9 protein-coding genes are annotated in these 10,706 nt (G+C 67.1%); 1 reads left to right on the forward strand and 8 read right to left on the reverse strand.

Translation table 11 applies throughout. The annotated features are described in order from the left end of the window. Positions 1 to 48 precede the first annotated feature (48 nt). The 8 genes from G3N62_RS31985 to G3N62_RS32020 form a co-directional block, all read right to left on the reverse strand. Positions 49 to 675: an SAM-dependent methyltransferase gene (locus tag G3N62_RS31985; protein WP_124671102.1), complete on the reverse strand. Its 627-nt coding sequence runs from the start codon at positions 673 to 675 to the stop codon at positions 49 to 51. 17 nt (positions 676 to 692) lie between these two features. Then, entirely contained in the window at positions 693 to 2,270 is a 1,578-nt protein-coding gene (ubiB, locus tag G3N62_RS31990) for a ubiquinone biosynthesis regulatory protein kinase UbiB (RefSeq protein WP_034188999.1), read from the reverse strand. Between the two features lie 12 nt (positions 2,271 to 2,282). Further along, positions 2,283 to 2,909 (reverse strand): SCP2 sterol-binding domain-containing protein, encoded by a 627-nt coding sequence (locus tag G3N62_RS31995; RefSeq protein ID WP_059560521.1) that lies wholly within the window; start codon positions 2,907 to 2,909, stop codon positions 2,283 to 2,285. Between the two features lie 164 nt (positions 2,910 to 3,073). Continuing rightward, a complete protein-coding gene (locus G3N62_RS32000; protein WP_059560523.1) occupies positions 3,074 to 4,105 on the reverse strand; it encodes a TIM44-like domain-containing protein in 1,032 nt (343 codons plus the stop codon). A gap of 41 nt (positions 4,106 to 4,146) precedes the next feature. Next, positions 4,147 to 4,878 carry a bifunctional demethylmenaquinone methyltransferase/2-methoxy-6-polyprenyl-1,4-benzoquinol methylase UbiE gene (gene ubiE, locus G3N62_RS32005; protein WP_049030826.1) on the reverse strand — a complete coding sequence of 244 codons (732 nt, stop codon included), beginning with the start codon at positions 4,876 to 4,878 and terminating at the stop codon, positions 4,147 to 4,149. A gap of 52 nt (positions 4,879 to 4,930) precedes the next feature. Continuing rightward, positions 4,931 to 5,344, reverse strand: coding sequence for a DUF971 domain-containing protein (locus G3N62_RS32010; RefSeq protein WP_034188995.1), 414 nt, complete (start codon positions 5,342 to 5,344; stop codon positions 4,931 to 4,933). Further along, positions 5,341 to 5,784, reverse strand: a complete 444-nt coding sequence (locus G3N62_RS32015; protein WP_049030829.1) for an HIT family protein — start codon at positions 5,782 to 5,784, stop codon at positions 5,341 to 5,343. Before G3N62_RS32015 ends, G3N62_RS32010 begins: the two co-directional genes overlap by 4 nt. 85 nt (positions 5,785 to 5,869) lie before the next feature. Further along, positions 5,870 to 9,895 (reverse strand): DUF3683 domain-containing protein, encoded by a 4,026-nt coding sequence (locus G3N62_RS32020; protein ID WP_124671101.1) that lies wholly within the window; start codon positions 9,893 to 9,895, stop codon positions 5,870 to 5,872. A 575-nt stretch (positions 9,896 to 10,470) separates the two neighbouring features. Here G3N62_RS32020 and G3N62_RS32025 point away from each other — a divergent pair. After that, positions 10,471 to 10,706, forward strand: a 236-nt coding sequence (locus tag G3N62_RS32025; RefSeq protein ID WP_206141424.1) for a pyridoxal-phosphate dependent enzyme, incomplete at its 3' end; no start/stop codon positions are given.

Below are 10,706 nucleotides of genomic sequence, written 5' to 3' on the forward strand. Positions count from 1 at the left end.
TTAGCTGAAACCCCGGCGCGCTCCGGCAATCGCAGCGACGCCCGCGCATCAGCGGCGGCGCCACGTGAGCCAGCGCTCGTGTCCTTCGAACACGGCCAGCGAATCGGTCACGGGCAAATCCTCGATCAGCTCGAAGTACGGCGTGAGCAACGCGTCGAGTTCCGCGCGCTCGATCCCGAACGGCGGCCCCTTCGGCTTCGCCGTCACGAAGAAATAGCCGGCCAGCAAGCCGTCCGCGGGCAGCAGCTCGGCCATGCGTGCCGCATAGTCGGCGCGCATGGCCGGCGGCAACGCGCACAGGAACGCGCGCTCGTACACCCACTGCACGTCGAACGGCGGCCGGTACGTAAAGAAATCGGCCTGCTCGACGACGTCTGCATGCGCGCCGAGCTGCGCCTTCGCGGCGGCCACCGCCTGCGCGGCGAAATCGATCGCGCGCACCGGCCAGCCGGCCTGCGCGAGCCACCCCGCCTCCTGCGCGCTGCCGCAGCCGGGAATCAGCACCGTGCACGGCTCGAGCCGGTGCGCGAACGCGCGAAAGCCGCCGGGCACGCCGCCGAATTCCCACGGCGTCACGCCGCGCTCGAAGCGCTCGTCCCAGAACGACGCGTGGCCGGGGTCGCGCGTCGCGAACTCGGCGGCGGTCGGGACAGGCGGTTGCTTCAGATCGGACATCGCGGTGCTCCTTTCGGTCAGGCGCCGTATGCGAGCGCGAACAGCACCCGCGCGACCAGCGCCCCGACACCGACCGACAGGCCGAAGATCAGCAGCGCCTGCAGCAGCCGGTTGGTCCGTTTCTGCTCGACGAGGATCTGGCGCATCAGTTCCTCGCTGGCGGCGCGGGGTGCGTCGTGACGCGCCGCCATCGCGTGATGGATCAGCCGCGGCAGTTGCGGCAGCGTCTTGCTCCACTGCGGCGCCTCGACCTTGAAACGCTCATACCAGCCGCGCAGGCCGATCTGCTCGGTCATCCAGCGCTCGAGGTACGGTTTCGCGGTCTTCCACAGGTCGAGTTCCGGGTCGAGCGAGCGGCCGAGCCCTTCGACGTTCAGCATCGTCTTCTGCAGCAGCACGAGCTGAGGCTGGATCTCGACGTTGAAGCGGCGCGACGTCGAGAACAGGCGCATCAGCACCTGGCCGAGCGAGATGTCCTTCAGCGCACGGTCGAAATACGGCTCGCACACCGCGCGGATCGCGCTTTCGAGCTCCTCGACACGCGTCTCGGGCGGCACCCAGCCCGATTCGAGGTGCAGCGTCGCGACGCGGTGGTAGTCGCGCTTGAAGAACGCGAGGAAGTTCTGCGCGAGGTAATTCTTGTCGAAATCGGACAGCGCGCCGACGATCCCGAAATCGAGCGCGATATAGCGGCCGAACGTGTTCGGGTCGAGGCTCACCTGGATGTTGCCGGGGTGCATGTCCGCATGGAAGAAGCCGTCGCGGAACACCTGCGTGAAGAAGATCTCGACGCCTTCGCGCGCGAGCTTCTTGATGTCGACGCCGGCCGAGCGCAGCGTCTCGACCTGGCTGATCGGCACGCCGGTCATGCGCTCCATCACGAGCACCTGCGACGTCGAGAAATCCCAGAACATCTCGGGCACGAGCAGCAGGTCGAGGCCCGCGAAGTTGCGGCGCAGCTGGCTGCCGTTCGCGGCCTCGCGCATCAGGTCGAGCTCGTCGTGCAGGTACTTGTCGAATTCGGCGACGACCTCGCGCGGCTTCAGGCGGCGGCCGTCGGCCCACATGCGCTCGGTCCATGTCGCGATGTCGCGCATCAGCGCGAGGTCGGAATCGATCACCGGCAGCATGTTCGGCCGCAGCACTTTCACGGCGACGGCCTTGCCCGCGTGCACGCCCTGCTTCAGTTTCGCGAAATGCACCTGCGCGATCGACGCGCTCGCGATCGGCTCGCGCTCGAATTCGTCGAACAGCTCGTCGACCGGCGCCCCGAGCGACTTCTCGATGATCGCGATCGCGACGGCCGAATCGAACGGCGGTACCTGGTCCTGCAGCTTCGCGAGTTCGTTCGCGAAATCGACCGACAGCAGGTCGCGGCGCGTCGACAGCACCTGGCCGAACTTCACGAAGATCGGGCCGAGGCTCTCGAGCGCGTGACGCAGCCGCACGGCGGGCGGATCGGAATAGCGGCGGCCGATCGTCGTGATCCGCAGCAGCAGCTTCACGCGCCGGTCGTCGATCCGGGACAGCATCACTTCGTCGAGGCCAAAGCGGATGACGGTGTAGACAATCTTGATGAAACGGAAAATGCGCATGCCCTGCGGCCCTCAGTGCGCGCCGCGCGGGCCTGGGCCCGTGCGCGCGCCGATTTTTTGTTCGAGTCGCTCGACCCGCTTTTCGACCCGCGCGAGCGCATCGCGTGCGCGCGCCAGATCGGCGTCGAAGCCGCCGAGCGACGCGCGCCGGACGACTTGCGGGTTTTCGTCGAGCCAGTATTCGGCGACGGATTCGAGCACGTTGCGGCCGGTGCGTCGCGCGCGGGCGCCGGCATCGCGCACGACCGTCGCGATCCGGTATGCCGCCGCGTCGCCGACCAGCTTCGCGAGATCTTCTTCAGGTTCCCAGCGCAGGTGCTCGGCCAGCTTCGCGATCTGCGTCGCGAACTCCGCGTCGCCCTCGATCTTCACGTGCTTCATCACGGCCGCCTGGCCGCCCTGCAGGAACGCGGCGACGGTGTCGCCCGCGAGCGCGATCGACACGTCGACCTGTTGCGCATCGTGCGCGTCGACGGCCGACAGATAACCGTCGGGCTGCACCAGCAGCGTGAGCGTGACGGGAGGCACGTCGATCCGGGCAGTCTTGCCCGCATAGGGAATCAGGCGATCGCGCGCCCATGATTCGCGCGCGAGCAGGTGATTGACGGCAGCAGCAAAAGGCTTGGCGGCAAAGGTCATCGGGCTGGGAAAGAAAAAACCCGCGCAGGCCGGGCGCCCACGCGGGTTTCTATTGTAACGTCGGATCGTCGGCAGACCGTGCCCGACCGTACACCCGGGCGGCAAGCGGTCGCAGTGCGGCGGCCGTCGCCCGGGTGCCCGGCGGCGCGGGCCGCCGGTCACGCTCAGTGCGTGTTGATCTGCTGGATACCCGCGAGCAGCCAGCCCTGGCTGCCCGACTTCGACAGGTTCCACACCTCGTCGAACGGGGCGGCCGACGCGCTCGCCGATTCGCGGATCAGGCCGTGGAAGCGCACGCTCGCCGACTGCTCGATGCCGCGATCCTCGATCGCGACCAGCTCCGCGTCGAGCTGCACGACGTCGGTCTGGTTCGCCTCGTTACCGCGCGAATCGAGGTCGATCTTGATCTCCGCGAACATTTCGGGCGTCGTGAACTCGCGGATGTCGGCCAGGTTGCCCTGGTCCCACGCCGCCTGCAGGCGCACGAAGTAAACCTTCGCGCTGCGCAGGAACGCTTCGGTATCGAAACCGGCCGGCACCTGGAGCGGCGCCGCCGCAGCCGCTGCCGCGCCGGCGGCCGCCGCGCCGCCGCCGAACACGCCCTGCGCTTCGTTCGCATAGCTGCTGCCGCTGCCCGCGTAGCTGCCGCCGGCATTGCCCTGCTGGAACGACGGGCTTTGCGAGTAGCCGCCCGACGCCGACGCCGAACCGCCGACCGAGTACGCCGGCTCCTGCGGGCGACGGCGGTTCATGAACTTGCGGATCAGCCAGATGCCGATCGCCGCGAGCAGCGCGATCACGATGACGTTCGCCATCATGCTCGCGAACGCGCCGCCGAGGCCGAAGTGCGACAGCAGCGCCGCGATGCCGAGACCGGCCGCGAGGCCGGCGATCGGCCCGAGCCAGCGCGAGCGGTTGGGCTGCGCGGCCGGCGTGGGCGCGGCCGGGTTCGCACGCTGCGCCTGCGACGGCGCGGCCTGCTGCATCGGCTGCTGCGCGGGCGGCGTGGCCTGGCGCTGCGTGACGGTGGAGTTCTGGCGGCCGATGCTGCGCCCGCCGCCCATGCGCTTGGCTTCAGCGTCGAGCGATGCGAACGTGCCGGCCGTGAGCAGGCCGACCATCAGCAGCGTGCCGACCCGTCGAGCCCACGGCTTCGACGGCTTGCTACGGTTGAACAACGGACGCGTTTCGGACATCAGCTTCTCCAGATGTAAGGCGAATGTATGGAAAGAACCCCTTAGTACTTGGTTCCTAGGTGTAAAGCTACCACGCCACCTGACAAATTGTAATATTTGACGGCATCGAGGCCCGCTTGTTCCATCATCGTCTTCAGCGTGTCCTGATCGGGGTGCATCCGGATAGATTCAGCAAGATACCGATAACTTTCAGCATCTTTCGCGAACTTGTCGCCAAGCCACGGTAATACTTTGAAAGAATACAGATCGTACGCTTTTTTCAGCGGATCCCAGACTTTCGAGAATTCCAGCACCATCACGCGGCCGCCGGGCTTCGTCACGCGACGCATCTCGGCCAGCGCGACGTCCTTGTGCGTCATGTTGCGCAGCCCGAATGCAACCGTGACCACATCGAAGTAGTTGTCCGGAAAGGGGATTTTCTCCGCGTCGCACAACAGCGACGGCGTCACGATCCCCTTGTCGAGCAGCCGGTCGCGGCCGACGCGCAGCATCGATTCGTTGATGTCCGTATGCCACACCTCGCCCGTCGGGCCGGCCGCCTTCTTGAACGACTTCGTCAGGTCGCCGGTGCCGGCCGCGATGTCGAGCACCTTGAAACCGGGGCGCACGTTCGCCTGCGCGATCGTGAACGCCTTCCACGCGCGGTGCATGCCCGCCGACATCAGGTCGTTCATCAGATCGTAGTTGCTCGCGACCGAATGGAACACGCCCGCCACTTTCTTCGCTTTTTCGTTTTCCTCGACGCTTTCGAAGCCGAAGTGGGTTTTGCTCATCGCGTTGATCCTCAGTAAATGGCAGGACGGCGCCGAGCGGGCGCCGTCGATTTCAGTGGCAGTGGCCGTGCGACGCGGAGGCCGCCTGCATCGGGGCGTCGCGCTCGACGCCTGCCGCCTTCAGTTTGTCGAAATAGTCGCGCCACAGCGCGTCCTGCTGCGTCGCCAGCTCGTACAGCAGGTCCCACGAGTAGATGCCGGTCGAATGGCCGTCGGAGAACGTCGGCTGCAGCGCGTAGTTGCCGACGCCCTCGAGCGCCGTGATCGTCACCTCGCGCTTGCCGGTCTGCAGCGTCTCCTGGCCGGGCCCGTGGCCGCGCACCTCGGCCGACGGCGAATAGACGCGCATCAGCTCGAACGGAATCCGGTAGCTGTCGCCGTTCGGGTACTGCAATTCGAGCACGCGCGATACCGCGTGCACGACGACGCCGGACGGAATCGGCGTCGTGGAAGTCAAACCGCTCATGGCTGCCTCGAATCGGTCATGCGTTGAATTTCCTCGCGCACCGCATTGTGCAGCAGCGAGGCCTGCGCGGCGCGCGTGCGCAACAGCGCCTCGGACACGCTGCGCTGGCGCGGCGCCCAGACGGGCTGCGGGAAATGGGCGTCGTTGGAAAAGCGCGGGATCACGTGCCAGTGCACGTGCGGCACCATGTTGCCGAGGCTCGCGAGATTCACCTTGTTCGGCTGCATCACGCGGCGCACGGCCCGTTCGACCGCGTAGACCACGCGCATCAGGTGTGCCCGCTCGGGCTCGCCGAGATCGGAGAACTCGGCCACGTGCGTGCCCCAGATCACCCGGCAGAAGCCCGGATAGTCGTGCTCGCCCGTCGCGAGGACGACGCGCAGCACGTCGTCCTGCCAGAGCACCTCGCCGCCGTCTTCACGGCAAAACACGCATTCCATCGTCGCTCCCATGTGGACGGGCGCCGGCATGACTGCGCCGGCGCCCGCTCATTTCCGGCCCGGTCGGGCGGTCGTCATGCCCGCATTAGACCAGCACGCGCTCGATCCCGCCATTGTTCGCACGTGCGACATAATCGGCCATCCAGTTCTCGCCGAGCACCTGGCGCGCGATTTCGACCACGATGTAGTCGGCCTCGAGATTCGCGTCCTCGCTGTAGCGCGACAGGCCCTGCAGGCACGACGGGCAGCTCGTCAGGATCTTCACGTCCGGCCCGTTCGCGGCCGCGGCGGCAGGCGCCGGTGCAGCGCCGGCCACCACGGGAATCGCACGCAGCTTCGCGGCGCCCTTGCGGATCTCCTCTTCCTTGCGGAAGCGCACCTGCGTCGACACGTCCGGGCGCGTGACCGCGAGCGTGCCCGATTCGCCGCAGCAACGGTCGTTCTTCTCGATCCTGTAGCCGTCCTTCTCCGAGCCCATCAGCTCGTTGACGAGCTTCACCGGGTCCATCGTCTTGATCGGCGTGTGGCACGGGTCGTGATACATGTAGCGCGTACCCGACACGCCGTCGAGCTTCATCCCCTTCTCGAGCAGGAACTCGTGGATGTCGATGATCCGGCAGCCCGGGAAGATCTTGTCGAATTCATACCCGGCAAGCTGGTCGTAGCAGGTGCCGCACGACACGACGACCGTCTTGATGTCGAGGTAGTTCAGCGTGTTCGCGACCCGGTGGAACAGCACGCGGTTGTCGGTGACGATCTTCTCGGCCTTGTCGTACTGGCCCGAGCCGCGCTGCGGATAACCGCAGCACAGGTAGCCCGGCGGCAGCACCGTCTGCACGCCCGCTTCCCACAGCATCGCCTGCGTCGCGAGGCCGACCTGCGAGAACAGGCGCTCGGAGCCGCAGCCCGGGAAGTAGAACACCGCTTCCGAATCGACGGTCGTCGACTTCGGGTTGCGGATGATCGGCACGATCTTGTTGTCCTCGATGTCGAGCAGCGCGCGCGCCGTCTTCTTCGGCAGGTTGCCCGGCATCTTCTTGTTGACGAAGTGGATCACCTGCTCGACGACGGGCGGCTTGCCGGTCGTCGCGGGCGGGTGCTGCGTCTGCTTCGTCACGACCTTCTTCAGCATGTCGTTCGCGAAGCGCTGCACCTTGTAGCCGACGCCCATCATCACGGTGCGCGCGGCGTTGATCGTCTGCGGATTGGTCGCGTTCAGGAAGAACATGCCCGCCGCGTTGCCGGCGTTGAACTTCTTCTTGCCCATCTTGCGCAACAGGTTGCGCATGTTCATCGTGACGTCGCCGAAGTCGATCTTCACCGGGCACGGCGTCGCGCACTTGTGGCACACCGTGCAGTGGTCGGCCACGTCGTTGAACTCGTCCCAGTGCTTGATCGACACGCCGCGGCGCGTCTGCTCCTCGTACAGGAATGCCTCGACCAGCAGCGACGTCGCGAGGATCTTGTTGCGCGGGCTGTACAGCAGGTTCGCGCGCGGCACGTGGGTCGCGCACACCGGCTTGCACTTGCCGCAGCGCAGGCAGTCCTTCACCGAATCGGCGATCGCGCCGATGTCGGACTGCTGCATGATCAGCGATTCGTAGCCCATCAGCCCGAAGCTGGGCGTGTACGCGTTGCGCAGGTCGGCGCCGTCGAGCAGCTTGCCCTTGTTGAAGCGGCCGTTCGGGTCGACGCGCTGCTTGTATGCGCGGAATTCGGCGAGCTCGTCGTCGGTCAGGAACTCGAGCTTCGTGATGCCGATTCCGTGCTCGCCGGAGATCACGCCGTCGAGCGAGCGCGCGAGCTTCATGATGCGCGCGACCGCCGCGTGCGCGTCCTGCAGCATCTCGTAGTTGTCGGAGTTGACCGGGAGGTTCGTGTGGACGTTGCCGTCGCCCGCGTGCATGTGCAGCGCGACGAACACGCGGCCGCGCAGCACGCGCTTGTGGATCGCCTGCGCCTCGTCGAGGATCTGCTTGAACGCGCCGCCGTTGAAGATCGCGCGCAGTTCCGCGCGGATCTCCTGCTTCCACGAGATGCGGACCGTGCGGTCCTGCGTGACGTGGAACACGGTCGCGCCCGGCTGTTCGTCCGCGCGATCCGCGAACTTCTCGGCAAGCGCCTCGTAGCCGAGCTGCACGAGGTAGTGCTGCGCCTCGCGCAGCGGCTGGTCGAGCCGGTCGCGCACGAATTCCCAGCGCGCGCGCACGCGCTTGAGCAGCTCCAGCGCCTGCTGCACGCGGTCTTCCAGCAGCTCCGCGCTCGGGATCTCGTTCGCGTCGTCGGTCTTGCCGAGCGGCAGGTTGCCGCCGCGGAAGAACGTCTCGAGCGCGTCGACGAGCTGCAGCTTGTTCTTCAGCGACAGCTCGATGTTGATCCGCTCGATGCCGTCGGTGTACTCGCCCATCCGGTTCAGCGGGATCACGACGTCTTCGTTGATCTTGAACGCGTTGGTGTGCTTCGCGATCGCGGCCGTGCGGCTGCGGTCGAGCCAGAAGCGCTTGCGCGCCTCCGCGCTGATCGCGACGAAGCCTTCGCCGCTCTTGCCGTTCGCCATCCGGATCACTTCGGACGTCGCGTGCGCCACGGCGTCGGCGTCATCGCCGACGATGTCGCCGATCAGCACCATCTTCGGGAACGCGTTGCGCTTGCTCTTGGTCGCGTAGCCGACCGCGCGCAGGTAGCGCTCGTCGAGGTGCTCGAGGCCCGCGAGGATCGCACCGCCCTGCTTCGACGTTTCGAACAGGTAGTCCTTGATCTCGACGATGCTCGGGATCGCCTCGCGCGCCTGGCCGAAGAACTCGAGGCAGACGGTGCGCGTGTGCGCGGGCATCTTGTGCAGCACCCAGCGCGCGGACGTGATGAGCCCGTCGCAGCCTTCCTTCTGCACGCCCGGCAGGCCGGCGAGGAACTTGTCGGTCACGTCCTTGCCGAGCCCTTCCTTGCGGAACCGGCGGCCCTCGATCTCGAGCATTTCGGTCTTGAGCAGCTTCTCGCCCGGCGCGTACGCGCCGTCGAACCACTTCAGCTCGAAGCGCGCGACCGCGATGTCGTGGATCTTGCCCTGGTTGTGCTCGTGGCGCGTGACTTCGAGCCAGTTGCCGTCCGGGTCGACCATCCGCCACCAGGCCAGGTTGTCGAGCGCGGTGCCCCACAGCACGGCTTTCTTGCCGCCCGCGTTCATCGCGACGTTGCCGCCGATGCACGACGCATCGAGCGACGTCGGATCGACCGCGAACACGTAGCCGGCCGCCTCGGCCGCCTCGGTCACGCGGCGCGTGACGACGCCCGCGCCGGAGAAGATCGTCGGCACCTTGTGCGCGACGCCCGGCAGTTCGGTCAGCTCGACCGCGCCGAGCTGTTCGAGCTTTTCGGTGTTGATGACGGCCGAGAACGGCGTGAGCGGCACCGCGCCGCCCGTGTAGCCGGTGCCGCCGCCGCGCGGGATCACGGTCAGGCCGAGCTCGAAGCAGGCCTTGATCAGTGCCGCGATCTCGGCCTCGGTATCGGGCGTCAGCACGACGAACGGGTATTCGACGCGCCAGTCGGTCGCGTCGGTCACGTGCGACACGCGCGACAGCCCGTCGAAGCGGATATTGTCCTTCTCCGTGCAGCGGCCGAGCGCCTTGGTCGCGCGGCGGCGCAGGTCGGCCATCTTCTCGAATTCGTCGGCGAACTCGTTGACCGCCCGCTGCGCGGCGGTTTCGAGCATCTCGACGCGCGATGCGCGCTCGCGGCCCGCCTCGTCGCGGTGCTCGGTGAGATCCGCGCTGCGGCGCTTGCCGATCTCGGTCAGGCGGTGGTTCAGCGCCTCGATCAGCAGCGCGCGGCGCTTCGGATTGTCGAGCAGGTCGTCCTGCAAGTAGGGGTTGCGGCGCACGACCCAGATGTCGCCGAGCACTTCGTACAGCATCCGTGCCGAGCGGCCCGTGCGGCGCTCGGCACGCAGTTCGTCGAGCACCGACCACGCCTCTTCGCCGAGCAGGCGGATCACGATCTCGCGATCCGAGAAGGACGTGTAGTTATAGGGAATCTCGCGCAAGCGGGGCGCGGGGTCGGCGGCGACGGCGGCGGCCGCGCCATGCGGATCGAAAACTTGTGGTGCGTTCATGTTCGGACGACTCGGAGGGCCGATACACCGTGCACGGGCGTCGGCAAGCGCGTGGGCGCAATCTTGGGGAAATCTGTTCTGTTACCAGGCGCGCGGCTGTCCTTCATGGGGCCGGAGCGGGCGGTTCGCCCCTCCTGGCCGGCGACAGGGCCTGGCGGCACTCGGAACGATCAGCACGATCGCGCGCGGCGCGCATGCCGTTCGGCCGCGGGGCTGGCTGCGCGCGGCGTCGGCTTCAACGGTGCGATCCGAGGGTGCCTCTGCATCTTCCGATCCTTGATTCAAAACGGAATTCTAACCCATGATCGGCCCGTCCGTGGCACGCCGGACAGGTCGTGGGGCTATCGCCGCGAGCCGCACCGGACGGGGCTCGGCACGGTTTGGCGCGATCATTCGCCGTCCGTCCGGTCGGTAACCGTGCGGTTAAGCCGGCAGAAAAGGCGCGCCCGGCGCCGCGAACGCCCGGCCCGCCCCCCTTCGCGGCCGCCCGCCCGGCATGCCGCTTGCATGCGGGCGGACCCTTGGCGCTATCATTGATCCTTTACCGTCTGCATCCGCACTGCACGCGAGCGTCCATGGCATCCCACGATTACCTGAAGAAAATCCTCACCGCGCGCGTCTACGACGTCGCGATCGAGACGGAACTCGAACCCGCCCGCAACCTGTCGGCCCGGCTGCGCAATGCCGTTTACCTGAAGCGCGAGGACAACCAGCCGGTGTTCTCGTTCAAGCTGCGCGGCGCGTACAACAAGATGGCGCACATTCCGGCGGACGCGCTCGCGCGCGGCGTGATTACGGCGTCGGCCGGCAA

Origin of the sequence: Burkholderia sp. Tr-20355, assembly GCF_017104685.1 — a bacterium.
Classification (GTDB): domain Bacteria; phylum Pseudomonadota; class Gammaproteobacteria; order Burkholderiales; family Burkholderiaceae; genus Burkholderia; species Burkholderia seminalis.

Excerpts from the sequence above, each read along its gene's own strand:
- G3N62_RS31985 (WP_124671102.1), bottom strand. The coding sequence starts at position 675 with ATGTCCGATCTGAAGCAACCGCCTGTCCCGACCGCCGCCGAGTTCGCG.
- ubiB (WP_034188999.1), bottom strand. The coding sequence starts at position 2,270 with ATGCGCATTTTCCGTTTCATCAAGATTGTCTACACCGTCATCCGCTTT.
- G3N62_RS31995 (WP_059560521.1), bottom strand. The coding sequence starts at position 2,909 with ATGACCTTTGCCGCCAAGCCTTTTGCTGCTGCCGTCAATCACCTGCTC.
- G3N62_RS32000 (WP_059560523.1), bottom strand. The coding sequence starts at position 4,105 with ATGTCCGAAACGCGTCCGTTGTTCAACCGTAGCAAGCCGTCGAAGCCG.
- ubiE (WP_049030826.1), bottom strand. The coding sequence starts at position 4,878 with ATGAGCAAAACCCACTTCGGCTTCGAAAGCGTCGAGGAAAACGAAAAA.
- G3N62_RS32010 (WP_034188995.1), bottom strand. The coding sequence starts at position 5,344 with ATGAGCGGTTTGACTTCCACGACGCCGATTCCGTCCGGCGTCGTCGTG.
- G3N62_RS32015 (WP_049030829.1), bottom strand. The coding sequence starts at position 5,784 with ATGGAATGCGTGTTTTGCCGTGAAGACGGCGGCGAGGTGCTCTGGCAG.
- G3N62_RS32020 (WP_124671101.1), bottom strand. The coding sequence starts at position 9,895 with ATGAACGCACCACAAGTTTTCGATCCGCATGGCGCGGCCGCCGCCGTC.